The organism is Longimicrobiales bacterium (assembly GCA_035764935.1).
Taxonomy (GTDB): domain Bacteria; phylum Gemmatimonadota; class Gemmatimonadetes; order Longimicrobiales; family RSA9; genus DASTYK01.
This window is the reverse complement of the sequence record DASTYK010000149.1, coordinates 93,849-119,652: the sequence shown is the minus strand read 5'-3', so window position 1 is coordinate 119,652 and position 25,804 is coordinate 93,849. Positions and strand designations below refer to the sequence as shown.

The 25,804-nt window shown below is 69.1% G+C and carries 30 protein-coding genes; 19 read left to right on the top strand and 11 right to left on the bottom strand.

From position 1 onward, the window contains the following. A partial coding sequence (gene rseP / locus VFU06_12805) for an RIP metalloprotease RseP (GenBank protein HEU5210266.1) occupies positions 1 to 851 on the top strand: 851 nt, incomplete at its 5' end. Positions 852 to 882: 31 nt separating this feature from the next. On the opposite strand, the gene VFU06_12800 is transcribed toward rseP, so the two are convergent. Genes VFU06_12800 through VFU06_12785 form a run of 4 tightly spaced genes read right to left on the bottom strand, consistent with a single transcriptional unit; the run spans position 883 to position 4,495 of the window. Continuing rightward, a complete protein-coding gene (locus VFU06_12800; protein ID HEU5210265.1) occupies positions 883 to 1,707 on the bottom strand; it encodes an MBL fold metallo-hydrolase in 825 nt (274 codons plus the stop codon). Between the two features lies 1 nt (position 1,708). Further along, positions 1,709 to 2,926: a putative sugar nucleotidyl transferase gene (locus VFU06_12795; GenBank protein HEU5210264.1), complete on the bottom strand. Its 1,218-nt coding sequence runs from the start codon at positions 2,924 to 2,926 to the stop codon at positions 1,709 to 1,711. Beyond that, the gene (locus VFU06_12790) at positions 2,923 to 4,002 is read right to left on the bottom strand and encodes a sugar phosphate nucleotidyltransferase (protein ID HEU5210263.1); all 1,080 of its coding nucleotides are present in this window, start codon (positions 4,000 to 4,002) and stop codon (positions 2,923 to 2,925) included. Before VFU06_12790 ends, VFU06_12795 begins: the two co-directional genes overlap by 4 nt. Beyond that, positions 3,971 to 4,495: a response regulator gene (locus VFU06_12785; GenBank protein ID HEU5210262.1), complete on the bottom strand. Its 525-nt coding sequence runs from the start codon at positions 4,493 to 4,495 to the stop codon at positions 3,971 to 3,973. Before VFU06_12785 ends, VFU06_12790 begins: the two co-directional genes overlap by 32 nt. A gap of 123 nt (positions 4,496 to 4,618) precedes the next feature. On the opposite strand from VFU06_12785, the gene VFU06_12780 reads away from it, so the two are divergent. From VFU06_12780 to VFU06_12765, 4 genes are all read left to right on the top strand, one after another. Continuing rightward, on the top strand, positions 4,619 to 5,206 hold the full coding sequence (locus VFU06_12780) for a hypothetical protein (protein HEU5210261.1): 588 nt from the start codon (positions 4,619 to 4,621) through the stop codon (positions 5,204 to 5,206). After that, entirely contained in the window at positions 5,206 to 6,486 is a 1,281-nt protein-coding gene (serS, locus tag VFU06_12775; GenBank protein HEU5210260.1) for a serine--tRNA ligase, read from the top strand. The genes VFU06_12780 and serS overlap by 1 nt, the downstream gene beginning before the upstream one ends. 113 nt (positions 6,487 to 6,599) lie before the next feature. Then, positions 6,600 to 8,903: a UvrD-helicase domain-containing protein gene (locus tag VFU06_12770; protein HEU5210259.1), complete on the top strand. Its 2,304-nt coding sequence runs from the start codon at positions 6,600 to 6,602 to the stop codon at positions 8,901 to 8,903. Between the two features lie 106 nt (positions 8,904 to 9,009). After that, the gene (locus tag VFU06_12765; protein ID HEU5210258.1) at positions 9,010 to 9,303 is read left to right on the top strand and encodes a hypothetical protein; all 294 of its coding nucleotides are present in this window, start codon (positions 9,010 to 9,012) and stop codon (positions 9,301 to 9,303) included. Here VFU06_12765 and VFU06_12760 read toward each other — a convergent pair. From VFU06_12760 to VFU06_12730, 7 genes are read right to left on the bottom strand one after another with little or no spacing between them, the layout of a single operon-like run. Then, positions 9,267 to 10,184 (bottom strand): zinc dependent phospholipase C family protein, encoded by a 918-nt coding sequence (locus VFU06_12760; GenBank protein HEU5210257.1) that lies wholly within the window; start codon positions 10,182 to 10,184, stop codon positions 9,267 to 9,269. The genes VFU06_12765 and VFU06_12760 overlap by 37 nt on opposite strands. A 6-nt stretch (positions 10,185 to 10,190) precedes the next feature. After that, on the bottom strand, positions 10,191 to 10,628 hold the full coding sequence (locus VFU06_12755) for a hypothetical protein (GenBank protein ID HEU5210256.1): 438 nt from the start codon (positions 10,626 to 10,628) through the stop codon (positions 10,191 to 10,193). Between the two features lie 13 nt (positions 10,629 to 10,641). After that, on the bottom strand, positions 10,642 to 11,238 hold the full coding sequence (locus VFU06_12750; GenBank protein HEU5210255.1) for a hypothetical protein: 597 nt from the start codon (positions 11,236 to 11,238) through the stop codon (positions 10,642 to 10,644). A 1-nt stretch (position 11,239) separates the two neighbouring features. Continuing rightward, positions 11,240 to 12,085 carry a nitrilase-related carbon-nitrogen hydrolase gene (locus tag VFU06_12745; protein HEU5210254.1) on the bottom strand — a complete coding sequence of 282 codons (846 nt, stop codon included), beginning with the start codon at positions 12,083 to 12,085 and terminating at the stop codon, positions 11,240 to 11,242. Continuing rightward, complete coding sequence (locus VFU06_12740; protein HEU5210253.1) at positions 12,082 to 13,329, bottom strand: cation:proton antiporter; 1,248 nt, start codon at positions 13,327 to 13,329, stop codon at positions 12,082 to 12,084. The genes VFU06_12745 and VFU06_12740 overlap by 4 nt, the downstream gene beginning before the upstream one ends. Beyond that, complete coding sequence (locus tag VFU06_12735; GenBank protein HEU5210252.1) at positions 13,330 to 13,680, bottom strand: hypothetical protein; 351 nt, start codon at positions 13,678 to 13,680, stop codon at positions 13,330 to 13,332. A gap of 4 nt (positions 13,681 to 13,684) precedes the next feature. Beyond that, positions 13,685 to 14,149 carry a PTS sugar transporter subunit IIA gene (locus VFU06_12730; protein ID HEU5210251.1) on the bottom strand — a complete coding sequence of 155 codons (465 nt, stop codon included), beginning with the start codon at positions 14,147 to 14,149 and terminating at the stop codon, positions 13,685 to 13,687. 187 nt (positions 14,150 to 14,336) lie between these two features. On the opposite strand from VFU06_12730, the gene murA reads away from it, so the two are divergent. From murA to rpsO, 14 genes are all read left to right on the top strand, one after another. Beyond that, entirely contained in the window at positions 14,337 to 15,629 is a 1,293-nt protein-coding gene (gene murA, locus VFU06_12725) for a UDP-N-acetylglucosamine 1-carboxyvinyltransferase (protein ID HEU5210250.1), read from the top strand. A 20-nt stretch (positions 15,630 to 15,649) separates the two neighbouring features. Continuing rightward, a complete protein-coding gene (locus VFU06_12720) occupies positions 15,650 to 16,048 on the top strand; it encodes a hypothetical protein (protein HEU5210249.1) in 399 nt (132 codons plus the stop codon). After that, positions 16,045 to 16,797, top strand: coding sequence for a polyphenol oxidase family protein (locus tag VFU06_12715; GenBank protein ID HEU5210248.1), 753 nt, complete (start codon positions 16,045 to 16,047; stop codon positions 16,795 to 16,797). The genes VFU06_12720 and VFU06_12715 overlap by 4 nt, the downstream gene beginning before the upstream one ends. Positions 16,798 to 17,013: 216 nt before the next feature. Then, entirely contained in the window at positions 17,014 to 17,205 is a 192-nt protein-coding gene (locus VFU06_12710; protein HEU5210247.1) for a hypothetical protein, read from the top strand. Next, positions 17,206 to 17,484 carry an OsmC family protein gene (locus tag VFU06_12705; protein ID HEU5210246.1) on the top strand — a complete coding sequence of 93 codons (279 nt, stop codon included), beginning with the start codon at positions 17,206 to 17,208 and terminating at the stop codon, positions 17,482 to 17,484. Positions 17,485 to 17,618: 134 nt separating this feature from the next. Beyond that, on the top strand, positions 17,619 to 18,113 hold the full coding sequence (gene rimP / locus VFU06_12700; protein HEU5210245.1) for a ribosome maturation factor RimP: 495 nt from the start codon (positions 17,619 to 17,621) through the stop codon (positions 18,111 to 18,113). 32 nt (positions 18,114 to 18,145) lie between these two features. Continuing rightward, positions 18,146 to 19,597: a transcription termination factor NusA gene (gene nusA / locus VFU06_12695; protein HEU5210244.1), complete on the top strand. Its 1,452-nt coding sequence runs from the start codon at positions 18,146 to 18,148 to the stop codon at positions 19,595 to 19,597. Next, positions 19,584 to 19,895 carry a ribosomal L7Ae/L30e/S12e/Gadd45 family protein gene (locus VFU06_12690; GenBank protein ID HEU5210243.1) on the top strand — a complete coding sequence of 104 codons (312 nt, stop codon included), beginning with the start codon at positions 19,584 to 19,586 and terminating at the stop codon, positions 19,893 to 19,895. Before nusA ends, VFU06_12690 begins: the two co-directional genes overlap by 14 nt. A 51-nt stretch (positions 19,896 to 19,946) precedes the next feature. After that, entirely contained in the window at positions 19,947 to 22,733 is a 2,787-nt protein-coding gene (infB, locus tag VFU06_12685) for a translation initiation factor IF-2 (protein ID HEU5210242.1), read from the top strand. A gap of 106 nt (positions 22,734 to 22,839) precedes the next feature. Then, a complete protein-coding gene (locus VFU06_12680; protein HEU5210241.1) occupies positions 22,840 to 23,121 on the top strand; it encodes a DUF503 domain-containing protein in 282 nt (93 codons plus the stop codon). Between the two features lie 85 nt (positions 23,122 to 23,206). Then, positions 23,207 to 23,584: a 30S ribosome-binding factor RbfA gene (gene rbfA, locus VFU06_12675; GenBank protein ID HEU5210240.1), complete on the top strand. Its 378-nt coding sequence runs from the start codon at positions 23,207 to 23,209 to the stop codon at positions 23,582 to 23,584. Then, positions 23,568 to 24,449, top strand: a complete 882-nt coding sequence (gene truB / locus VFU06_12670; GenBank protein ID HEU5210239.1) for a tRNA pseudouridine(55) synthase TruB — start codon at positions 23,568 to 23,570, stop codon at positions 24,447 to 24,449. The genes rbfA and truB overlap by 17 nt, the downstream gene beginning before the upstream one ends. Beyond that, positions 24,446 to 25,393, top strand: a complete 948-nt coding sequence (locus VFU06_12665; GenBank protein HEU5210238.1) for a bifunctional riboflavin kinase/FAD synthetase — start codon at positions 24,446 to 24,448, stop codon at positions 25,391 to 25,393. The genes truB and VFU06_12665 overlap by 4 nt, the downstream gene beginning before the upstream one ends. 59 nt (positions 25,394 to 25,452) lie before the next feature. Beyond that, entirely contained in the window at positions 25,453 to 25,713 is a 261-nt protein-coding gene (rpsO, locus tag VFU06_12660) for a 30S ribosomal protein S15 (GenBank protein ID HEU5210237.1), read from the top strand. Positions 25,714 to 25,804: the final 91 nt, after the last annotated feature.

Below are 25,804 nucleotides of genomic sequence, written 5' to 3'. Positions count from 1 at the left end.
CCGTCGAGGACTGGGGCGACGTGCGCCTGGTCGTGAGCATGATGCGACCGGGCGAGAACGTCATCGAGTTCGAGAACGCGCCGCCCGTGACGGTGGACGTCGCAGGCACTGACTCCGCACGCTTTCAGCTGTTCGCCGCGCTCGAGCCGGTGGTGCAGGTCGCGCCGCGTCTGCAGCAGGTCGTGCCGGACGGGCCCGGCGCCCGGGCGGGGCTGCAGGCCGGGGACGTCATCGTGACGGCGGCAGGCGAGCCCGTGAACAGTTGGCAGGAGTTCGTCACGGCAGTCGAGACGCGACCGGGGCAGCCGCTCGACCTGGTGGTGGAGCGGGACGGTGCACGCGTCGATACCAACGTGGTCCCGGAGCCAGGCCAGCTTCCGGGGGGGCACACCTACGGCAGGATCGGGGTGCAGGGCGCCCCGTCCGAGACGGGGCAGCCGCGGGAGCGGCTCGGCATCCTCGATGCCGCCGCGTACGGATTCGAGCGAACCTGGGAGGTCGTGGTACTGACCGTCGATTTCCTCGGCGGCATGTTCACCGGTCGCCACTCGGCCCGCAACATCGGGGGGCCGATCGCGATCGGACAGATCAGCGGCCAGGTGGCCGAAGCGGGTCTGGAGAGCTTCCTCAACTTCCTGGCTCTCTTCTCCGTCAACCTCGCCGTCCTCAACCTGCTCCCGATCCCCGTTCTGGACGGTGGGCAGCTCATGTTCCTGCTGTACGAGGGAATACGCGGTAAGCCACCGTCGATGCAGGCCCGCATGCGGCTCACGCAGATCGGCTTCTTCATCATCCTGCTGATCATGGCGTGGGCGATCGGCAACGACCTGCTGCGGGCGTTCGGCTTCTGATCGGATGGACGGGCGCGATGCGCCCGGGCAGCTACAGCAGCGTCAGCTGCTCGCCCTGCCCGGAGCTGCGCCTCAGCGCGTTCACGTCGAACGGCTCGAGTGGCTCCGCCTGCGGCGCCACGTCCAACCGGCCGCGGTAGCCGCGGCGGTCGAGGGCCAGCCCGATCACGTCCCTGGCGAGGCCGCCGTCGTTGCAGTGCTCGCTGAGGTGTGCGAGCGCAACGGCGACCAGGTTCGGATGGTAGAGCTCGTGTGCGAGCTCTGCGGCAGCCCGGTTGGAAAGGTGGCCGTGACTCGACGCGATCCGCTGCTTGACCGACCAGGGATAGGGACCCGCCCAAAGCATCGACTCGTCGTGATTCGCCTCGAGCACGAGCATGTGGCAGCCCGCCAGCGCAGCGCGCACGGGAGCGGTCGGCCGGCCGAGATCCGTCGCCACGCCCATCTTCGCACCTGTCTCGACATGCCGGACCGTGATCGCGACCGGGTCTGCGGCGTCGTGCACCGTGACGAACGGCATCACTTCGAACGGTCCGATGCGGAACGGCTCGAGGCTGCGGTAGTGCTCGACGCGCTCGCGGCCGGTGAGCAGTGCGCGGCACGCATGCTCGGTGATCTGCGTCATCAGGATCGGCACGTCGAAGCGCCGCGCGAGAACGCCCATGCCGCGCGTGTGGTCGCCGTGGTCATGCGTGATCAGGATCGCCTGCAGCGAGGCGGGGTCGACCCCGACGGTGCGCATTCGTCGCTCGAGATCGCGGCCGCTGAAGCCGGCATCGATCAGGATGCGGACGTCGCCGGATTCGACCAGCGTTGCATTGCCGGTGCTCCCGCTGCCCAGCACGGTCACGCGCACGCTACTGCCCCTTCCGGGCGCGTTCGTGGACGCGCGAGAGCAGGCCACGGACGCCGGGCTCGAGCTGGAGGCCGCGCCGCTGCATCACACGCTCGGCCGTCGTGAGGAAGCGATCGAGATCGTAGCCGGTGAGGTCGCTGCCGCTGCCCCAGGAGAAGGGCGGCACGTACTTCGGCGGCATGGCTGCGCCAAAGAGATTGGAGCCGGTGCCGACGACCGTGCCGGTATTGAGCATCGTGCCGATGCCGGTCTTTACGTGATCGCCGAGCAGGCAGCCGATCTTCATCTCGCCGGTATCGACGTCGCCGTCCGGCGTCCAGAGCCGGATCGTGCCGTAGTTGTTCTTCAGGTCGCTGTTGGTCGTGAGCGCGCCCAGGTTGACCCAGCGGCCGAGGTATGCGTGGCCGAGGAAGCCGTCGTGTGCCTTGTTCGCGTAGCCGAGCACGACCGAGGCCTCGACCTCTCCGTGCACCTTGCACACGGGGCCGATCGACACCTCCGCGACCGAACCGCCGAGGATGCTCGAGTCGCGGCCGATGTAGCTGGGTCCCGCGAGCCGGGTGAACGCGCGCACCGTGGAGCGGTCGTCGAGCCATATCGGACCATGCGACGTGTCGAACACGACGCCGGGCTCGATCGTGACGTCCGCCCCGATGATCACGTCCGCGGCGCTGCCGATGAGCTGCACGTGCTGCGGCAGCGCGCCGACCGCAGCGCCGCGTGCGCGGGCGGCCGCGGCGTCGAGCTTCACCTGCTCCGGGTTGCCGACGATCAGCTCCCACACGTTCGCGAGCACGCGTCCTTCGATCTCGACGACGTCGCCGTGACGTGCGTCCGCTGCGTGCAGCTCACCGGGGTCGGGCAGCGGTGCGCCGGCAGGCAGGTACCATCCTGCGGTCCGTCCGCCGATACTGATCCGCGTGGTGTGCTGTGACCACGCGGGCAACGCCTGGAACGCGGGCACCGCGCGCGAAAGCAGCAGGATGCGTGGCGCGTCGGCGGCCACGCGGTTCGCGTCGATGACGGGCGGCGCCTCGGGTTCGCTGAAGCCCTCGAGACCCGGCGCAATGTGACCGATCGCGGGAACCCCGAACACGAGCTCGGCCCGCGCGCGCATCGTGTGCGCGCCGAAGAGCAGCTCGCCCGCCGGACGCGTGAGCGTGAACGGCTGCCAGGCGGCAGCCCGCACGTCGTCGAACAGGAAGAGCTGCGGAGTCACGGCCGGTTCCCCTGCAGCTGCACCAGCCGCTCCGGGAGCTGAGCCAGCGCACGCTTCAGGTCGGGTGCAAGCGCGCGCGGCGCCACGAACGTCACACCGTTGGCCTGCACCACCACGAGATCACGCGCCCCGAACACGACCACGTCGCCGCTGTCCGACCAGGCGATGCAGTCATCGGCATCGACGAAGTGCGTGCTGCCGACACCGACGTTGCCGCGTGCGTCCGCGGCGCGCGTCCGCGCGAGCGCGTCCCATGCACCGACGTCGTCCCAGTCGAACGCGGCGCGCACCACGCCCACCCGGTCACTCCGCTCGAGCAGCCCGTTGTCGATCGAGAGCGACGGTGCGCGTGCGAAGAACTCGTCGACGCGGCCCTCGTCGAGCAATGGCAGCAGCGGCGCGAGCTCGGGTGTGTGCTGCTGCAGCTGGGCGAGCAGAAGCGACACGGGCCACACGAACAGGCCCGTGTTCCAGAGGAAGCCCTGCGTGATGTAACGCTCCGCCGTCGCACGATCCGGCTTTTCGACGAACTCGTCGACCGCCCACGCATCGTCGCCGAAGGCGGCACCCGTGCGGATGTAACCGTAGCCCGTCTCCGGCCGGGTCGGCGTCGCGCCGATCGTGAACAGGCGCTGCTCCGCGTGCGCCAGCTGTGCGGCGCGTGCGATCGTCGTGCGGAACGCGCCTGCAGGCTCGATGCGATGATCGGCATGCAGTGATGCCATGACCGCATCGGGATTCGCACGCGCGATGGTGTGTGCCGCCCAGGCGAGCACGGGCGCAGTGCCGCGAGCCCGCGGCTCGACCAGCAGGCTGGCCGCTTCCAGGTCAGGGACGGTGGAGAGGATCTGCCGACCGAGCGACTCGCCCGCGAGGATGCGGATGCGGTCGAGCCCGACCAGCGGCGCGATGCGCGCTACGGTCTGCGCGATGAGCGGCTCATCGCCCGCCAGCGGGAGCAGCTGCTTCGGGCGTGCCGGTGTGGAGACCGGCCAGAAGCGCGAGCCGACGCCACCGGCCAGGATGACGGCCCAGAGGTCGATGTCACGCGGCGAAAAGCTCGTCGATGCGGGCAAGCAGTTTCTTCGGGCTGAACGGCTTCGTCAGGAAATCGGATGCGCCGAGGCGGGCAGCCTGCTCGCGATCGGTTTCGTGGCCCTTGGCGGTGAGCATGATGACAGGCGTATCGGCGCGGTGCGGCAGGCGTCGGAGCTCGGTCAGGACCTCGATCCCGCTGACATGCGGCATCATGATGTCGAGCAGGATGAGGTCGACCGGATCGTCCGAGCGGAGCCGTTCGAGCGCGTCGCGACCGTCATGCACGAGCTCCACGTCGTAGGGCGCGCTCTCCAGCTTGAGCTGGATGATGCGTCCGATGTAAGGCTCGTCGTCAACGACGAGTACGCGGCGTCGATCGTTGAAGGCTTGCGCGGTCATTCCGAAGTGCCGAATCGAGGTGCCGGACCGCGAGGGGTCGGTGCGAGATTCGTGCCGGTCAGCCGCGTCGCAGCCCTGCGGAAGGACAGCACACGCGCGCGAAGGATAGACCCGGAAGGCTGGCCAAGTCAATGCGGCAGAGTCGTTTCATCCAGCGGCGAAACCCCCGCCGGCAGCGCGTGGTATCATCGGGACGCCGCCTTGACCGTGAGACGCGGGCGCGCGTACACTAGCCGCCCATTTTCCAGGCGAGAAATGAGCAAGCAGGCGCTTCTCCGATTGACACGGCTGCCACTGCTGGCAGTCGCACTTCTCACTGCCGCGTGCGACGATCCATTCGCCAACCCGGCGTGGAGCGACGTACCCGACACCGTGACGGTGTTCTCGGCCTACCGGCCGGAATACGCAGGGATGGCATCGGCCATCAACCTGACGGGCAACTTCCTGTCGCTGGTGGCGATCGACGACCTCGGCGCAGCGACCGAGTGGGACTTCATGCTGGGCGAAGACGCGGGCAACCTGCTGTGGGTGCCGTCGAGCGTCGTGCCGGGTCGTGAGGACTCGCGCTCCTCGACCGCCCGTATGCAGGAGACGACACTCGAAGAGGTCCGGCGCGCGCCCGAGCCGAGCGGTGACCGCTACAGCAAGGAGCCGGTAGTGCTCGAGGAGGGCGTCGTGTACGTGCTGCGCTCGCGTCGCTCCAACACCTGCTACATCCGCGGCTCGAACTACGCCAAGATGAAGGTGATCGCGCTGGATCCCGCGCTCGGCACGGCCGAGATCGCGATCGTGCGCAACCCGTACTGCGACAACCGCGACCTCGTTCCGCCCGACGAGGACTAGTGCTCGACCTCAAGAGAATCCGGGACGAGCCCGATCTGATCGTCGAGCGTCTGGGCCGGCGCGGCAACACCGACTACCGCAGGCTCGTCGACGAGCTGCTGCAACTGGACGAGCAGCGACGCAGTGCGATCGCGGAGGTCGACCGGCTGCGCGCGCGCCGCAACGAGGTCTCGCCGCAGGTCGGCAAGCTGAAGCAGGCCGGCCGGCACGAGGAGGCGGAGCCGCTGATCCGCGAGATGCGCGAGGCCGGCGACCGCATGGCCGAGCAGGAGCAGCGTCGTAACGACCTGGAGGCCGCGGTCCGCGACGCACTGCTCGCCATTCCGAACCTGCCGGAGGCCGCGGTCCCGGCCGGCGGCGAGGACGCCAACGTCGTCGTGCGCGAGGGAGGCGAGCGCGCGGCGCCACCGGCGACACGGCCGCACTGGGAGATCGCCGACCAGCTCGGGCTGCTGGACCTGCCGCGCGGGGCCAAGGTCGCTGGCAGCGGCTTCCCGCTGTTTACCGGCTGGGGCGCCCGCCTGGAGCGTGCGCTGATCAACTTCATGGTGGACCTGCACGCGCGCGAGCACGGCTACACGGAGATCTCGCCGCCCTTCGTCATCAACGAAGAAGCGGCGCTGGGCACCGGCCACCTGCCGAAGTACCACGAGGACATGTACTTCATCGGCGAGGACCGGCTGTACCTGGTGCCGACGGCGGAAGTGCCGGTCACGAACCTGCATTCGGGCGAGCTGATGAGTCCGGATGCACTGCCGATCCGCTACGTCGCCTACACGCCGTGCTTCCGCCGCGAGGCGGGCTCGCACGGCAAGGACACGCGCGGCCTGCTGCGCCTTCATCAGTTCGACAAGGTGGAGCTGATGCGTTTCGAGCGGCCCGAGCACAGCGGCGCGGCACTCGACGAGCTGACAGGACACGCCGAGCGCGTGCTGCAGCTGCTGGGGCTGCAGTACCGCGTGCTGCTGCTTGCGGGGGGCGATCTCGGGTTTGCCAATGCGCAGACGTATGACCTGGAGGTGTGGTCCCCGGGCGTCGAGCGCTGGCTCGAGGTCTCGAGCTGCTCGCTCTACAACGACTACCAGGCGCGGCGCGCGAACGTGCGCTACCGGCCGGAGCCGAACGCCAGGCCGGAGTTCGTGCACACGCTGAACGGCTCAGGACTGGGCGTCGCGCGCACGCTGGCGGCGCTGCTGGAGACGTATCAGCAGAGCGACGGCAGTGTGCGCGTGCCGCAGGCATTGCAGGATTACGTCGGCACCGACGTGATCAGCGCCTGAGTCGTGGCGCACGGTGACATCGCCGTGCGCCGGCCCCCGCAGCCATCTTCCTGACAGGGCATCATCCATTCGAGCGCGACCGGCGGACGCATGCCGGCGCGCGGAGCAGGGACGTGACGGAGTTTCTGACATCGCTGAACCCCGAGCAGCGCGAGGCGGTCGAGCATTTCGAGGGACCGATCCTCGTGCTGGCCGGCGCCGGTTCGGGCAAGACCCGCGTTCTCACCACGCGCATCGCGTGGCTGATCCAGGAGAATGGCGTCGACCCGTCGAGCATTCTCGCCGTCACGTTCACGAACAAGGCAGCGGGCGAGATGCGCGCACGCATCCGGCGGCTGCTCGGTCGCGAGCCGGCGGGCATGTGGATGGGGACGTTCCATTCGCTGGGGGCACGCCTGCTGCGCCGGCACGCACCCCTGCTTGGCTGGGCGTCGAACTTCTCGATTCACGACGCGGACCAGGCGTTGCGCGAGACGAAGCGCGCAATGGACCGGCTCAATGTCTCGACCAAGCGGTGGCATCCGAAGGCGGTGCACGGGGCGATCTCGGCAGCCAAGAACCAGCTCGTTGCGCCCGAGGAGTACCAGGCCCTCGCCGGCGACCTGTTCAGCCGTGTCGTCGCGGACGTGTACCCTTCGTACAACGCGGCCCTGAAGGAGCAGAACGCATTCGATTTCGATGACCTGCTCGTGAAGCCGGTCGCGCTGTTCGAGACGCACCCGAAGCTGCTCGAGAGTTACCGCAACCGCTTCCAGTTCGTACTGGTCGACGAGTACCAGGACACGAACCGCGCGCAGTACCGCTTCCTGCAGCTGCTCGCCAGCGAGCACGGCAACCTCATGGTGGTGGGTGACGACGACCAGTCGATCTACGGCTGGCGCGGCGCGGACATCCGCAACATCCTCGACTTCGAGACGGACTTCCCCGGGGCGGCCGTCGTCCGCCTGGAGCAGAACTACCGCTCGACGGGCAACATTCTCGACGCTGCGAACGCTGTCATCTCGCTGAACGTCAAGCGCAAGGGCAAGACGCTGCGCACGTCGGCGGGTCCGGGCGAGCTGCTGACGCGAGTGGAAGCGGTCGACGAGCGGGACGAGGCGCAATGGATTGCAGGCGAAGTGCTGGCGCGACTGGCGAGTGGCAGTGCAGAACGTGCGCGCGACTTCGTCGTGCTCTACCGCACGAACTCACAGTCGCGCGCGCATGAAGAAGCGTTTCGCCGTCACGACCTGCCGTACGTGATCGTCGGCGGCACCCGCTTCTACGAGCGGCGTGAGATCATGGACGTGCTGGCGTATCTGCGGCTGATCTCGAACCCGCGCGACGCGGGCGCGTTCGATCGCATCGTCAATTATCCGAGGCGCGGCATCGGCGACACAAGCCAGGCGCGGCTGCTCGAGTGGGCGGCCGAGCGTGGTGTGTCGCCGCTGGAAGCGGCGCTGCGCGCGCACGAGATCGACGCGGTTCGCGGCGGAGCGTCCTCGTCGCTCGTGGCGTTCGCGGAAACGGTCCAGCGGTTCACTGAGCTGGCGAAGCACGTGGGCGTGGGCGAGCTCGTCGAAAAGCTGCTCGACGAGCTGCGACTGCAGGATGCGCTGCTGGACGAGGGGCCGGAAGGCGAGGAGCGCTGGGAAAACGTGCGTGAGCTGGTGGCCGGGGCGCACGAGTTCGATGCCCGGCCCGGCACGGACGATGACCTGGAGCCGGAGGACGAGCAGGCGGAGTCCACCCCGCTCGATCGCTTCCTGCAGAAGGTGTCGCTGCTGACGGACGTGGATCGGGCGGACCCGAGCGCCGATGCCGTGACGCTGATGACGCTGCACACCGCCAAGGGGCTCGAGTACCCGTTCGTGTTCATCAGCGGGATGGAAGAGGGGCTTTTCCCGCTCAGCCGCGCGTATGACGACCCGGATACCCTGGAGGAGGAGCGGCGGCTGTTCTACGTCGGGATCACGCGGGCGGAGCAGAAAGCGTACTTCACGCACGCACGCATGCGACGTCGCGGCGGCAGCTTCGAGCCAGCCATCCCGTCCAGCTTCCTGGACGCCGTGCCGGCCGCACTGATCGAGGAGCGGCCGACGGAGGCGGTTGCCACGATCCGGCGCCAGATGCAGGGCGGTTACCGACGCCGGGGCACGCCGGGGCGCGGCGTAGGCTCACTGGGGTACCAGTACCGGGACGAGCGGAGCCCGCGCTTCGATGACGATGACGGGACCGGCGTGGTGATCGACTACTCCGAGGCGCAGGACGCGCCGCGCTTCGTCAAGGGGGAGCGGGTCCGGCACCCGCATTTCGGCCGGGGCATCATCCGCGAGCTGACCGGCTTCGGCGCAGATCTCAAGGCCGTCATCGATTTCGAGCGCGCGGGGCGCAAGAAAGTGGTGCTCCGCTTCGCGAATCTGCAGAAGGAGCTGTAGACTGGACCTGTGCGCCGACCGTAACGGTGGCGCAGCAGATGCATCACCTGGATCGTCGCAGCGGCCGCTGCCCGGCACGCACCATCCATCGCAGGACGCAGTCTACGTGAACGTGCTCGCGCTCAGCTTCACCTTCTTCGTGATCGTGCTGTCCAAGGTGATCCTCGGACTGGTCGCGTGCTGGCTTCTGATGCCGCGCGACGACACCTGTCCGTCCTGCGACGCACGCATGTTGCCGATCGAGGCCCAGCCGGGTCGGCGCCGGCTGTATCGCCTGCTGCATTTGCAGCGGCGCTGGTGCATGGAATGTGGGGGAGCCATGGTCGGCCGGCGGAGCACGGTCGTTCCCGTCCGTGCGCCTGCTCACGCGCCCGAGGTCACCACGCGCTGGTCCCAGTAGCCGAGGTGCAGCATCGGCAGCGGGAAGAAATCGTCGGCCATCTCGTGCAGCAGCTGCGGATTCGATAGCGCGCCCTCGCGAATCGCCAGCCGCCGCACCTTTTTCGCGAGCTGCAGGTTGAAGTCGCCGACCGGGTCGAGCGCCGCCGGCTCGCTTTCCTGTCGACGCCGCAGGTAATCCACGACATAGTCGAAGGAGCGGGCGAGGTAGCCCTCCATCGTTTCGGGTGGCAGGTCCCAACGACTGCCCTGCAGCACGCGGTCGAACACGCCCTTCCAGCGATCGTTGTCCTGCATGCGGATCATGCCGCGGAAGATGCGGCGGTTCGTCTCGAACGAGAAGATGGTGCCGCTCAGCACGGCGTCGAACAGGTTGTCCGCCTCGGAGTGGTCGTATTCCATGACCACCTCCCGCGCGACCGCGCCGTTCTTCATGCCGAGCTGCACGTCGAAGCGGTGCTCCCAGTAGCCGTGCCCGAGCGCCTTGGTGCTGCTGGTCAGCATGAGCTGGCGCGGCACGAAGTAGTTGTGCGCGATCGTGTCCGCCGCCAGGTGGCTGAGGTAGCCGTAGCCGACCGCCCGCAGCCGGTCATTGCCGGCCGCCGCGAGGATCTCCTCGCCGACATGCCAGTAGTGGCAGTGTCGCCCGACCGGCACGTACTTCTTCGCGAACGAGATGTCAGCCGCGATCGAGCCGTACAGGAAGCTCTGCGGGTAGGCACGCAGCAGCTCCGCGATCGGTCCCGGCACCAGGTGCAGCATGTCCAGGAGCTGGCGGCCGATGTAGACGTGCGTTGCCGGACCCCACGCGAGCGCCGGTTCCGGCAACAGCAGGAGCAGAAGAGCCGCGATCGCCGCGGTGAGCAGCACGCTGTGACGCACGCTGACTCAGCGCAGGTTGCGCAGACTGCGGCGCGTGTCCCGCACGGTGCGCTTGGCTGTGCGGCGCATCTCCCGGCCCGCGGAATTCACGAGCGAAGCGATCTCGTCGCGAATGTCGTTCACCACGTCGGCACTCGCCCGTCGGAGCGCGGCGGCCGCGTCCATGGTCGCCTCGGATCCGGCGCGTGCACCGTCGCCCACGTACTCGAACGCGGACGAGGCGGTACGGCCCGCCTGCTTGCGTGCGCGCCGGGCACCGCGTTCGATGTCGCGGCGGGCGCCGTGCGCCTTTTGGCGCGCCTGCTTTGCAAGGGGGCGGATCTCGCGCAGCAGCTTGTCGCGCCGGCTCACTTCCTCGCCGCGCAGCAGCAGCGCGGCACCGATCCCGACGACCGCACCGATGGCAAGTGCAGCAATCAGATCACTGGTTTCCTGGTCACGCATTTCACGGCCTCCGTCAGTCGAAGAGGTCCACGCCAATGGTCCGCGCTCCCAGCTTGGGCACGAGCCCGAGCCGGCGGCGCGCGAAACGGCCGCGCTCCCAGAGCGCGAGGAGCGTGCCGGCCGCGTCGTCCGGAAGTACGGCGGTCGCTTCCTCCGGCAGCCGTCGCCGGTCGACGAGCATGGCCAGCGCGGCATCGAGCGCATCGATTCCGCCCGCGCGCCCGGCAAGCTCCTGCAGCTCCCGGGGGCCGGACCAGGCGCCGCAGAGCGCCTGCACCTGCGACGCCCAGAGATCGCCCAGGGGGAGCAGCGGTCCCGGGAGCGCGCCGCCAAGCAGGGCAGCGGTCTTGTTGGACGCGGCTGCGACCAGCGCACGCGGCTGCTCCCGCACCACGCCGGCCCAACCGTCGAGCAGCTCCGGCCAGCCCGCGCCACTCACCTCCCGCGCCCGGAAGCTGGCGCCCAGCCGGGGCTCCAGCATGGATGCGAGCAGCCCGGCTTCCGGGGATCCGTCGGCGAGCAGGACCATCTGATCGGCCCCACTGTCGACGATCGCCTGTCGGAGCACGCCTGCAATGACACCGGCGATCCGGGCGGAACGCTGGTCCATGCTACCCCCGAGCCAGGCGATCGAGCGCCCTGCGCACGATGTGCGGATCCTCGTCGCGGACATGCGACCCGGGGCGACGGGCGGCGAGCAGGTCCGCGCGGCGCAGGACCGCTTCCAGCCGTGCGTCGCTGCTGCCCGCCTCGGCCAGGACGGAGCCGTCGGGCGCGACAATGATCGAACCACCGCCGAACGTGACTGCGCCCTCGACCCCGGTGCGGTTCGCGAGCGCGACGTAGATGCCGTAGAGCAGAGCGGTCGTGCGAGCGATGCGCGTCCACGACTCCATGGACGCGAAGGGCATGGCGTCGTCAGCGGCCTCCCAGACGCCGCGGCCGGGTCCGGCCGCCTGCACGAGCAGGAGGTCGATGCCTGCGGCGGCCAGGACGTAGACGAGGCCGGGGTGCCAGAAGTCCTCGCAGACGAGCATGCCGATGCGCCAGCCGTCCAGCTCGAACGGATCCAGCACGTCGCTGCTGCCGAAGAAGCGGGCCTCGTCGAACATGCCGTAGGTCGGCAGGTAGATCTTGCGATGGCGGTGCAGCACGCGACCCTGGCGCACGAGCGTGCAGGTGTTGTAGGGCGTGCCATCGGGGCCGCGCTCGATCATGCCCAGCACAATCGCTGAATCCGTACGCGCATCCGCGAGCGGAAAGGGCGCACCGGTCTCGAGCGGCAATGCGAGGTGGTGGGCCGCGTCGCCGACGTCGTACCCGGTCAGGGAAAGCTCGGGGGTCAGCAGCAGGTCGACGCCTGCCGCCGCGTCGACGATACGCGCGAGGTTTTCGGCCGGCGCACGCAGGCGCGGCGCGAACTGCTGGATCCCGAGCGTGAGCTGGTCTGCGGTCATTGGCCGGTTGCTGCAGCAGCGCGCGCGGCGGCTTCGGTGCCCTGCAGCTCGCCCGCACTGCTGAGCAGGTGGCGTGTCAGGAACGGCCCGATCACCTCGCTCAGCACGACGCCGATGACGACCGCACTCGTGAAGTTGACGAGCTCGGTCGAGGCGCCGGCCAGCCCGCCGTAGGCGAGCACGATCGCGAGGGCGATGGCGAGGCTCATCCCGCCCTGGGTGATGAGCCCGAGCCCGAGTGTGTCGGGAACCTGGAGCAGCGGCCGGATGGCACGGGCGGCAACCCAGGCGCCCGTGAGCTTTGCGATCAGCCGCACGACCGTGTACCCGAGCGCGAGCGGCAGCACGACCCAGTTTCGTGGGGCGACGAGCGCGCCCAGCAGCAGCAGCAGGATCACGTAGATCGGCTTTTCCCACTCGCGCAGGGTCGTGAAGATCCGGCGTCGCAGGGGAGACAGGTTGCCGATCAGCGCACCGGCGATCATCGCGACGAACAGCGTCGAGATGCCGAGATACAGCGAGGCCCCGCCGAGGAAGAGTGCCGCACCGAGCAGGAACAGCATGAGCTCGTCACTGTCCGGCTTGGGCCGCGTCAGCCAGAGCAGGAAGATCGCGAAGACGGCGGCAACACCCACCGCGATCACGATCCACTCCGCTCCCGCGGCCACGTTGAGGCCGCTGCTCCGGAGCGGATGGTAGAGCGCGAAGATGAGCTGCAGCGCCACGATGCCGACGATGCCGTCGAGGCTGGCGAAGTAGAGCAGCAGCTCGCTCGTCCGCCCGCGCACGTTCACGGCGACCGTCGACACACCGAGCGGGCTCGAGACACACGCCGTCGCGGCCGCCGCCAGCAGCACGGCCTGCGTCGGCTGGTCGACCGCGAAGAACGGCAGCACTGCGACCAGCGCGATCAGGTAGAACACCAGGAACGCGATCCCGGCCTGCAGCAGCGCGGCCAGCGTCAGCGAGCGCGGGAAGCGCCGCAGCTGGCGTACCTCGAGCTGCATCCCGAAGAGCAGGCCTACCCACGCAAGGCCCAGCGCGAGCAGCGGGTAGAACGCATAGATGACGTCGCGCGTGAGCAGCCCGATGACGGGGCCGAGCAGAAAGCCGATGAGCAGGAAATGCGCGCCCGTGACGAACAGGAACCGCGCACCCAGCGGCATGCCCGCCGTCGTGAACGACAGGCGCGCGCCCGCGAGGCCGAGCAGGAAAAGGGCAAGCGCGCCAATCAGCGCGTTCACTCAGAGACCGTCCTGCCCGAGCTCCGGCGCCAGGCCGACCACGCGGCCGACCGGAACGGTGAACGCAATGCCGGTCGCAGGATCGGCGAAGTTGCCGCAGATCTCCTTCAGGAGCCCGAGAGCGCCCTCGACCTTTTCATCCTCCATGACGCTGAAGATCGTCTGGTTCTGCGGTCGCGCGCGCGAGATGAGTGTCTGGAGGCCGGCAAATACGGGGACATCGTGCGACAGCACGCGCGCCATGCCTTCACTGCTGATGACCGTGGCACCCGTGATGCCGAGCTCGAGAAAGCCGGACAGGATGTCGTCCAGCTTGTTCTCCTGGTTGATTACACAGACGAGTAGCTGCATGGGATCACGCGAGCTGGGGCTCGGCATCGGCCAGATGCGCGAGCAGCTCCGCAGGGGTAGTTGAAGCCGCGAGCTGGTCGATCAGACCCGGTCTGCGGACGACGCGCGCGATGCGTGCGAGCAGTCGGATGTGCAGCCCGGCCTGCGCGGGCGGCGAGAGCAGGACGAAGAGCAGGCGCACGGGCTCATCGGCCCCGGGCCCGAACCCGATCGGCTCGGCCGCAGTCGCAATCATTACGACGGGTTCCGGCACGCCTTCCACCGTTGCGTGTGGCGCCGCGACCCCGCAGTCGAGTGCCGTCGTATGCGCCGCCTCGCGCGCAAGGAGTGCCTGGTAGAGCGCGTCCGCCGAATCGTAGCCGATGCTCGCGGCGAGCGGCGCTGCTACCGCCTGCAACGCCGCAGCGGCATCGCTTGCGCGCACGCCGAGGAGCACCCGGTCCGGCGTGACGTAGTCGTGTATCCGCATGCGTCGTCCATGGATGCAGGCCGTCGTCAGCGCGAAGGGTAGAGCAGGGCCGCGACCGGTGTCAAGAAACGGGGGCAGGCGCAGCGGCCTCGATTGACGCCCTTTTGGCGCGGCCGGTATGTTCGTTGCTTGAGCGTGGGCGGCGCACGCGGGCGCGCTCCCGCGGCGGGGACCTGGGGGGACTGGAATGCCGAAATTCGTGGTGCAGGGCGGCAAGCCATTGCGGGGCGAGATCCGCCCGGCGGGCAACAAGAATGCTGCGCTGCCGATCATTGCCGCTACGCTGCTGACCGAGGAAGAAGTCATCCTCGAGAACGTGCCGGCCATCCGCGACGTGCGCACACTGCTCGAGCTGCTCTCGTTGCTCGGCGCGGAGACTGCCTGGATCGGGCCCAACACGGTGCGTGTCCAGGCGAAGGAGGTACGCGCCTCCGCAATCGAGCCGGCGATGGCCGCCCGCATTCGCGCGTCCATCCTGCTGGCCGGGCCGATGCTCGCGCGCGTGGGCCGCATGACGCTGCCGCCGCCGGGTGGTGACGTTATCGGGCGCCGGCGCGTCGACACTCACTTCCTTGCGCTGGCCCGGCTCGGTGCGCAGGTCGAATCGGATGACGGCTACTCGCTGTCGACGTCCGGGCTGCGCGGTGCCGACATCTTCCTGGACGAGCCGAGCGTGACCGCGACCGAGAACGCGATCATGGCCGCCGTGATGGCGAAGGGCCAGACGCGCATCCGCAACGCCGCCGCCGAGCCGCACGTCCAGGACCTCTGCAACATGCTCGTGCAGTTCGGTGCGAAGATCTCCGGCATCGGGACCGGTGTCCTGGAGTTCGAGGGCGTCGACCGGCTGGGCGGCGGCCGCTTCCGTATCGGCAGCGACCACATCGAGGTGGGCAGCTTCATCGGCCTCGCGGCCGTGACCGGCGGCGAGATCCTGATCAGGGACGCGGCCCTCGAGCACCTCGACTCCACGCTGCTCGGGTTCGAGCGGATGGGCATCCGTTGCGAGATGCGGGGCGAGGACCTGTTCGTTCCCGCGGAGCAGGACCGCGTGGTGCGCACCGACGTGGGGGGGCACATCCCCAAGATCGACGACGGCCCGTGGCCGGCGTTCCCGGCGGACCTGACGTCCATCGCGCTGGTCGTGGCGACGCAGTGCCGCGGCACGATCCTGATCCACGAGAAGATGTTCGAGTCGCGGATGTTCTTCGCCGACAAGGTCATCGGCATGGGCGCGCGCATCGTGCTGTGCGACCCGCACCGGGCCGTGGTCGTCGGGCCGTCGCGGCTGCACGCGGCGGTCGTGGAGAGCCCCGACACCCGCGCCGGCATGGCCCTGCTGATCGCGGCACTCGGCGCAGACGGCGAAAGCCACATCTACAACATCCAGCAGATCGAGCGCGGCTACGAGAAGATCGACGAGCGGCTGCGCGCGCTGGGCGCGGTGATCGAACGCGCAGATTCGCGCAGCGACGAATAACCACCCGCGAGGAGGCAGACATGTCGAGCCAGGACCGACGGCCGGGTGATCTCGGCGACAACCTCCGTGAAGGCGTTCGCACGGTCGCGGGCATTCTCGGCGCCCTGAAGGATGCCGTCGAGGAAAGCTTCGATGAGCTGCGCGCGCGCGGCGACCTGTCGCCGGAGCGTGCGCGCGAGGCCGCCCGTGCGACGATGCAGCGTGCGCAGGAAGAGCTGGAGACCATGCGCGAGCGGTTCGACTTCGTTTCGCGGCGCGAGTTCGATGCGCTGCGTGCCGAGGTCGACGCGCTGCGCGCACGCTTCGATGCGCACTCCCATCCGCACACGCACGGCAGTGGCGGAACGGGTGGCGCTGCAGCAAAGGGTGATACGGCCGGAGGCAGCACCGCCGGCGGCTTCCCCGTCGACGGCGGGTGAGTCGTACCATCCGCGAGCGGTGGGTAGACGGGCCCGTTGCGCTCCTCCACAACGAGGAGTGGGCGGCCCGTTTTCCGTTTCTGGTGCAGGGCACCACGGCGGGTGGACGGCGCGGTGCGGATTTCGGCCTGTTCCGGGACGCGCCGGTGGGCGACGTAATGACGCGCTGGCGGCTGCTGCGTGAAGCGACCGGCACAACCACGGCCGTGCATGCCCGCCAGGTCCATGGTGCGCGGGTGCTGCAGCACGACGGCCTTCCGGCCGGGATGCTGATCGCGGGCGTGGACGCGGACGGGCACTGCACGCGCACCCCGGGCACCCTGCTCACGATCTCGGTCGCCGACTGCGTGCCCGTCACCCTGGTCGCGAGCGGGCCGCGTGCGGCCGCAATCGTGCACGCCGGCTGGCGCGGCACGGCCGCGGGCGTGCTCGAGGCCGGCCTCCAGGCGATGCGCAACGCCGGCGCTGATGCGGCATCGATCTGGGTTCACCTCGGGCCGGCGATCTGCGGCCGGTGTTACGAGGTTGGACCCGAGGTCTTCGAGGCACTCGGGCTCGACGTGCCTGTCGACCGGCTTCTCGACCTGCGCGCCGCGCTCGCACGGCGCGCTGCCGAGGCGGGAATACCGCCGGAACAGGTCAGCGTGTCGGACTGGTGCACGCGCTGTGACAGCGACACCCTGTTCTCGCATCGCGGCGGCAGCACCGGCCGCCAGCTCGGCTTTGTCGCTCTGCGGCCGCCGGTATGAACGTCCACGCGGGGCTGTGCGCGGGATGCATGCACCAGCGCATCGTGCGGAGCCGGCGCGGCTCGACCTTTCTGCTGTGCGGGCTGTCGCAAAGCGATCCGCGCTTCGCGCGCTATCCGCGGCTGCCTGTGCTCGCCTGCGACGGCTTCGCTGCCCGGCCATCTGCCGCCGGCCACACACACACAGACGACCAACCGGGTCCGTTCACGGAGGAACATGACTGATCCCATGTACGTCGCGCGCGCACGCGTGCAGAAGGTGAGTGGCACACACCGTCGACTGACACTCGCCACGGGCGAACGCTTCGACGTCGGTGTGCACGGCCCGATCAAGGACCACTACGGTCTTTCGGACGAAAAGAACCTGCCGCTGCCGGTCGACTACATCGTCGCGGCAACCGGCGGGTGAATGCTGGGTACACTCAACGGCGCGCTGGAGGCGCGCGGGATTCAGCTGGAGCCGGATGCCATCGTCGCGGACGCGGAAGGTCACCTCGAACTGGTCGACGGGATGATCACGCTGACACGCATCCACGTGCAGTACAGGCTGCGCATCCCGGCCGGCAGCAGGGACAAGGTCGACCGGGCGCTGTCGCGCCACCGGGACCGGTGTCCGACGGCGCACAGCCTGAAGGGCGCGATCGACGTCGAATGGAGTGCGGAGATCGACGAGGTCCCCGCCGACTGAGCGCGCGCGGAGCAGCGGAGTTCCCGGGGTTGATGGGCGGTCGCTGCTCCGCTATATTCCGGACTGCCGGGCCGCGGGGGCCGCGGCCGCGAAAGTGGGGGAAGGACCCCCACTTTTTTATTGAGCCCTGATCTATGCAGGACGCAGCGCTGGAACAGGAGCTGGAGCGGCGGGTCGAGGAGCTCGGGTACGAGCTTGTCGAGCTGGAGCGTGCCGGTTCGAAGACGCGCCCGATCCTGCGGGTCCGGATCGACCGTGCAGGCGGAAGCGAGAAGGGCGCGGGCGTGACGGTGGACGACTGCACGACGGTCAGCCGCTCGCTCGAGTCCTGGCTGGACGAGGCGGAGGACGTCCCCGAGCGCTACATGCTCGAGGTGTCGTCGCCCGGGATCGAGCGGCCGCTCGTGCGGCCGCGCGACTTCCAGCGCTACGCGGGGCAGGAGATCGCGGTGAGAGGGAAGGACGTGCTGGCCGGCCGTTCCCGGCGGCTCGAGGGCGAACTGCTCGGGCTGAACGAGCGGGACGGCCGCGAATACGTCCGGCTGCGCCTGAACGATGGTGCGGAAGTCGATGTCGCGCGCGACGAGATCACGCGTGCACACCTGGTCTTCCGCTGGGAAGACCGCTGAACCTGAACGGTTCGGGACGAGAAGGAACGGTTATGGCAAACGCGACGCAGGTCCTGGCAGCGTTCCGCGAGATGATTGCGAACAAGAATCTCTCGCGCGACGACCTGCACGACCTCATCAAGGACGGCATCATGGCCGCCCTCGCCCGTCGGTACGGGCCGAACGTCGAAGCGGAGATCCGCGTCGACGAGGACGAGGGCGACATCAAGATCATGGTGCTGAAGGAAGTCGTTGCCGAGGTCGAGGATCCGTCGCGCGAGGTCTCACTGGAGGAGGCGCGCTGGGACGACCCCGACTTCGAGGTCGGCGACGTGCTGGAGATTCCGGTCGAGTTCGCCGACTTCGGCCGCAATGCCGTGATGGCCGCCAAGCAGCGGATCATTCAGCGGGTGCGCGAGGGTGAGCGGAACAAGATCCGCGACGAGTACGCGAACCGGGTGGGCGAGCTGCTGTCGGGCGAGGTGCAGCAGGTCGAGCGCGGCAAGATCGTGCTGATGCTGAACAAGTCGCGCGACGCGGACTCGATCATTCCGTGGAAGGAGCAGAACCCGCGCGAGCGGTTCCGCCAGGGTGAGCCGATCCGTGCCGTGCTGAAGAAGGTCGAGGAGACGCCCAAGGGTCCCCGCCTGATCCTGTCGCGTGCCGCGCCGGAGTTCGTGGCAGCGCTGTTCAAGCTGGAGGTGCCGGAGATCTACCAGGGCATCGTGGACATCAAGGGCATCGCGCGCGAGGTGGGCGGTCGGACCAAGCTCGCGGTGACGTCGCGCGACGAATCGATCGATCCGGTCGGTGCGTGCGTCGGGCTCAAGGGCTCGCGCGTGCAGGCGGTCGTGAGCGAGCTGGGCGGCGAGCGCATCGACATCGTGCCATGGCACCCCGACCCGGAGATCTACGCACGCCGTGCGCTGGCTCCGGCCAAGGTCGCCAAGGTGCTGAGCGATTCGACGCGCCGCGTCATCACGGCAATCGTCGACGAGGACCAGCTGTCGCTCGCGATCGGCCGCAACGGTCAGAACGTGCGGCTCGCAAGCCAGCTCATCGGCTGGCAGATCGACCTGTACGGCAGCCGCGAGTGGCTGGAGCGGGGCGCGGATGCTGCGCTGTTCGGCGGCGGTGAGCCGGAGTACGAAGTCGCAGACTTCCCGATCCGTGAGCTGGACCTGCCCGTCACCACGCTGGCGGCACTGGAAGCGGCCGGGTATACTAGCTTTCTCGACATCATCGACCTGGAGCGTGACGATCTGCTCCGCATTTCCGGTATCACGGCAGAGGATGCGGACGACGTGCTCCGGTTGATCGAGTCGCTGACGGTCGAGGACGCAGGCGAGGAGAGCACGCAGGCGGAGGGCGGGCCGTCGGAGGAGGAGCTGGCCGAAGCCCGTGAGTTCGCCGCGGACATCCTCGGTCTGCCGCTGCCGGAGCGTACGCGCACGGAGTCCACGCCGGCCTCGAAGGTCGATGACGCGGAGGATGGGCGCGACTGAGCCGGTGCTGCGCCTGCTCGGCCTCGCGGCCCGGGCAGGCGCGGTGCTTTCGGGGACGGAGCGGGTCCGGGAGGCAGCGCGCGCGGGCGCACTGCATTTCGTCCTCGTGGCTGATGACATCAGCGCGAACACGCGTGACAAGCTGATTCCACTGCTGACGTCGCGGTCGGTCCCGCACCGGGAGGTTGCGACGCGGGCAGTGCTCGGCGGGGCAGTCGGTCGCCCGCCCGCGAGCGCGCTCGGTATCACGGATGCCGGGCTGGCGCGCAAGCTGGAGCAGTTGCTGAAAGCGGAGTAGAAGGAACGACGTGGCAGGAACGTACGAGCAGCATTCGTCAAGGTGGTGGTGATGCGCGTCTATGAAGTAGCAAGAGAATTCAAGATCGAGCCCGAGAAGCTGATCCAGCTTCTGCGGGGTCTCGGCGCATCGGTACGGAGCGAGGCCTCCACCGTCGACGACGCGACCGTTGCGAAGCTGCGCGCCCGCATGGAGCGCGAGCGCCGTGCAGGCCATGTCGAGGAAGAGGCGATCGATGCGGTGATGGAGGACGCGACGCCGACGCGTCGTCGGCGTCGCCGCAAGGCCGACGTCGAGGCCGCGCGCGCCGAAGAGGAAGCCGCGCGTGGCGCGGAGGAGGAGGCGGAGGAGCCGGAGCCCGAGGTCGTCGCACCGGCAGTCCGCAGGTCCCCGTTCCTCGAGGACCGCGAGCCGGAGGAGATCGTCGCCCACCCGGAGAGCGCTTCGCCGGCGGCCGATGCGGCCGAGGCGATCGCGGCCGAGGCGGCCGAAGCCGCCGAGGCGCAGGGCGAGGACGTCGCTGCGGAGGCGCTCGAGGAAGTCGAGGCCGAGCGGGTCGAGGCGGACGTGGAGGCGGTGGAAGAGGTACGGGCGGCGGAGCCGCCTGCGCCGTCACCGGCCGAGCTGGAGCGGCCGACGGAGCCCGTCGCACGAACCGAGGCGAAGCCTGCCGCACCGCCTGCGGAGGAGCGCGCCCCGCGCGTGCCGACACCGGAGCAGCGGCCGCGCCTGCGGCGCGCCGCGGACGTGCTCAAGCGCACGCCGCCAGCCCAGCCGCAGCAGCAGCGGCCCGCCACACCGGCGCCTGCTGCCAGCGCCGGACCGGGTGGCCAGGTGCGCATCCAGGCCGAGGGCTTCACGCCCGACGGCCGGCGCAAGGCCAAGGACAAGAAGAAGAAGAAGTCGCGGCGCGTCGACGAGGCGGCGGTGCAGGAGAACATCTCGCGCGTCATGGCCGAGCTGAAGGGCAGCGGGCGCAAGCGCCGTCACCGCCGTGAGGAGGCACCGAGCCGCGTCGAGGCGGAGGCGCAGCGTCAGCGCAAGGCTGCCGAGGAAGCGGAGACGGTCCGTGTGAACGAGTTCCTGACGGTCTCGGAGCTCGCGGAGCTGATCGACGTGCCGGCGACGCAGATCGTCGCGAGCGCATTCAAGAACCTCGGGCTGATGGTGACGATCAACCAGCGGCTCGACTTCGACCAGATCGAGCTGCTGCTCGACGAGTTCGGCTTCCGTGCCGTCCGCGAGGAGGAGTACGGCGGCGACATGATCGAGGAGACCGAAACGGATGCGGCAGAGGATCTGCAGCCGCGGCCGCCGGTCATCACGGTCATGGGTCACGTCGACCACGGCAAGACGTCGCTGCTCGACTACATCCGGCGCACGAACGTCGTCGCGGGCGAGTCCGGCGGCATCACGCAGCACATCGGTGCGTACATGGTCGGGCTGAACGACGGCCGCTCGGTCGCGTTCCTCGATACCCCCGGCCACGCCGCGTTCACGGCCATGCGTGCGCGTGGTGCGGAGATCACGGACCTCGTGATCCTGGTCGTCGCTGCCGATGACAGCGTCATGCCGCAGACCAAGGAGGCGATCAGCCACGCCCGGAACGCGGGTGTGCCGATCGTCGTCGCCATCAACAAGGTCGACCTGCCGGGTGCGGATCCGAACCGCATCAAGCAGGACCTGCTGCAGCACGGTGTCGTGGTCGAGGAGTACGGCGGCGACGTGCTCGCTGCAGAGGTCAGCGCCAAGAAGGGGCTCGGCGTCGACGAGCTGCTCGAGAAGGTGCTGCTGCAGGCGGAGATGCTCGACCTCAAGGCGAACCCGGACCGTCCGGCGCAGGGCACGGTGGTCGAGGCCCAGCTGGACGTCGGCAAGGGACCGGTCGCAACCGTGCTCGTCACCAACGGCACGCTGCGCGTCGGTGACTCGTTCGTGTGCGGCCACTACGACGGCCGCGTACGCGCGCTGCTCGACGAGCGTGGCAAGACGGTCGAGGCCGCGGGTCCCAGCACGCCGGTCCAGGTGCTCGGCATCGCAGGGGTGCCGCAGGCGGGCGACATGCTCGTCGGGATGGAAGCGGATCGTGCGAGCGAGATCGCGAATACGCGTCAGCGGCTGGACCGTGAGAAGCAGCTCCGCATCAAGAGCCGCGGCGTCAAGCTGACCGACATCAGCAAGCTGCTCGCACAGGGCGAGACGGCCACGCTCAACCTGATCATCAAGGGCGACGTGGACGGCTCGGTGCAGGCACTGAGCGACGCGCTCGGCCAGCTCTCGACCAGCGAAGTGCAGGTCGAGGTGATCCACCGCGGCGTCGGCGCGATCAACGAGTCGGACGTGCTGCTCGCAACGACGGCGGGCGCCATCGTGATCGGGTTCCACGTGCGGCCGACCAGCGAAGCCCGTGCAACGGCAGGCCGCGAGGGCGTGGACATCCGCCTGTACAGCATCATCTACGAGGCGGTCGAGGACGTTCGCAACGCGCTCGAGGGCATGCTCACGCCCGAGGAGAAGGAAGTCCTTCTCGGCGTCGCAGAGGTGCGTCAGCTCTTCAAGGTGCCGCGCGTCGGCACGGTGGCGGGCTGCTACGTCACGGAGGGCACGATCGACCGACGCGGCCGCGTGCGGGTGGTGCGCGACGGTGTGCAGGTGTACGAGGGCGAGCTGGGCAGCCTCAAGCGCTTCAAGGACGATGTCCGCGAGGTACGCGAAGGTTTCGAGTGCGGTCTCAACGTCAATGGGTACAACGACCTCAAGGTCGGCGACCACATCGAGTGCTTCCGCATCGAATCGGTCGCACGCACACTGGCGGGATCGGCGTCGAACGAGTCGTGAACCAGCAGGTCAGACACGTCTTTCGGGGGGCCGGCCTGTGCCGGTCCCCCGTTTGCGTTTCCACCGCCCGGGCGCGGCAGACATTGACGGGTGCACGGGAAGGCGTATGGTCATCGGCGTCGTGACCTGGCAGCTGGAGGTGATCGGCTGCCAGTCGCTCAAGGAAAAGCGGAGCGTCATCAAGAGTCTCAAGACGAAGCTGCACGACCGGTTCAATGTTTCCGTCGCGGAAACCGCACACCAGGATCTGTGGCAGCGTGCGGAGCTGACCGCGTGCGTCGCGGCGACGGATGGCGGGCAGGCGGATTCGGTGCTGGAGAATGCGCACGCACTCGTTGCCCGCGAGTACCGCGCGCGCATCATCTCGGTGGAGCGCCGCTTCGCATGAGGTGCAGCGGCCGCGCAGGAGACGTCGCGGTCGATGCGCGCCACCGTGCGCAGGGCGGAGCACGTATCGTGGAAATGGAGTGATCATGGCAGGACGACGCCGGGTCGAACGACTGAATGAGCAGTTCCGGCGGGAGCTGATGGACATACTGCAGAACCAGGTGCGCGATCCGCGTGTCGGCCTGGTGACGGTCACGCACGTCGAGGTCTCACCGGACCTGTATCACGCCAGGGTGTACGTCACCGCGATCGATCCGACCGCGCGCGAGAGCACGCTCGAGGGGCTCGACGTCGCCGAGCCGTTCATCCGCGGGGAGATCGGGCGGCGGCTGCACATCCGCCGTGCACCGGAGCTGCATTTCACGTGGGACGACACGCTCGCGCACGCGCAGCGCATCGAGAAGCTGCTGGGCGAGGCGATGCGGGAGCTGGGGCCGTCGGAGGCGGATGACGAAACGGCGTGACTCGCTCGAGGGCGTGCTCCCGGTCGACAAGCCTGCCGGCCCGACGTCGCACGACGTCGTCGCGCAGGCGCGGCGCGCGCTCGGTGAGCGGCGCATCGGACACACGGGCACGCTCGATCCGTTCGCGTCCGGGCTGCTGCTGCTGTGCGTCGGCCGCGCCACGCGCATCGCCGAGTACCTGACGGACATGCCCAAGGCGTACCGCGCGACGATGCGCCTCGGCGCCGCCACCGACACGGACGATGCGACCGGCAGCGTGGTGGCCGAGAGTGATGCGTGGCGCACGCTGGACGACGCGACGATCCGCGCCGCGTTCGCGGCGGAAGCGGGGCGACGGCCACAGCGGCCGCCGGCGTATTCGGCGAAGAAGATCGCGGGCGAGCGCGCGCACCGGCTCGCGCGGCGCGGGGAAATCGTGGAGCTGCCCGACGTCGACATCGAGGTCCATGCGATCGAGGTCATCGCGATCGCCCTGCCGGAGATCACGTTTCACGTGCGCTGCTCCAGTGGCACGTACATCCGCTCGATCGGCCGCGACGTCGCGGAGCGACTGGGGACGCTCGGGCACCTGACTGCCCTGCGGCGCACCGCGATCGGCCCGCACAGTGTCGCCGATGCTCTGGCCACAGACCGGCTCGATGATCCCGTTGCCGTTGCCAGCGTGCTGATCGCGCCTGCCGCGGCGCTCGCCACGTTTCCGCGGCTGAGCGTGGACGAGGAGGATGCGCGCCACCTGACGCACGGGCGCCCGGTCTCATGCGCCCTGCCCGATGCGCAGACCATCGTGGTGCTGCACGACGATCGGCTTCTCGCCATCGGCCGCGCGGCCGGGGGGCGCCTGGAGCCGAACAAGGTCTTCGTATGAGCACGCCGCTCGCCCGCTCGGGCGCAGTGCTCACCGTCGGCACGTTCGACGGCGTGCATCGCGGTCACTGGGAACTGCTGCAGCGGGTCGTGCAGCGGGCGCGGGAACGCGACCGGCCGAGCGTGCTCGTCACCTTCGACCCCCATCCGCTGCGGATCGTGCGGCCGGACGCAGCCCCGCCGCTGCTCACCACGCCCGTCGAGAAGATGGAGATCCTCGCCGAGTCGGGGCTCACGTACGCTGTCTTTCTCCGCTTCGATCGCGCGCTCGCCGCCTACGAGCCGGACCGCTTCGTCGAGGAGATCCTGGTCGGCCGCTTCGGGCTGAGTCACCTGGTCATCGGCTACGACCACGGCTTCGGCCGCGGCCGCAAGGGCGACGTATCCACGCTGCGCGCCGCCGGTGAGCGGTTCGGCTTCAGTGTCGAGGTGGTAGAGCCGGTGGAAGCGGGTACTGCGCCGATCAGCTCGACGCGGATCCGGCGCGCAGTCGCCGCGGGCGATGTCCTTGCCGCGGCGGACGGGCTCGGCCGCCCCTACAGCATCCGCGGCACCGTCGTCCGCGGCGACGGGCGCGGCCGCCAGCTCGGCTTTCCGACCGCCAACCTCGAGCTGAACGACCCCACCAAGCTCGTCCCGGCCGAGGGCATCTACGTGGCGCGGGCGGTGCTGCGCGAAGGCACGATCGACGGCGTGCTCCACGTGGGCTCACGGCCTACCTTCGTCGGCGCCGCGCCGACCATCGAACTGCACCTGCTGGACTGGAGTGGCGACCTGTACGGCCGGCACCTGCGCGTGGACCTGTGCGCCCGGCTGCGGGGCGTGGAGCGGTTCCCGAGTGCAGAGGCGCTCGTCGAAGCGATGAACGAGGACGTGCGGACCGCGCGCGAGGTGCTCCGGGAGGGCGCAGGCGCTTGCGGCAGCAGGGAGATTGCGCTAGCCTGAAGGGCTAGCAAGGGAATGGCTTCCCGACCAGCGTAGACTCTCGCGGAGGCGGAACCCAAATGGGGTTCAACAAGGACGAAGTAATCAGGAAGTACCAGTTGCACCCGGAAGACCGGGGCAGCGCGCCCGTCCAGATCGCACTGCTCACGACCCGGATCAACGAGCTGACGGACCACTTCCGGAAGCACCACAAGGATCATCACAGCCGACGCGGCCTGCTCAAGATGGTGGGTCGTCGGCGTCGGCTGCTCGAATACCTGAAGCGTCAGGATCTCGAGCGGTATCGCTCCCTCATCGAGGACCTGGGGCTCCGGCATTGATGCCGGGCCGAATGCCTCAGGAGTTCAACGCGCAGGGGCGACGGGTCGGATGCCGACTCGTCGCGCCTGCGCGTCCGTCAATCCGGGAGTG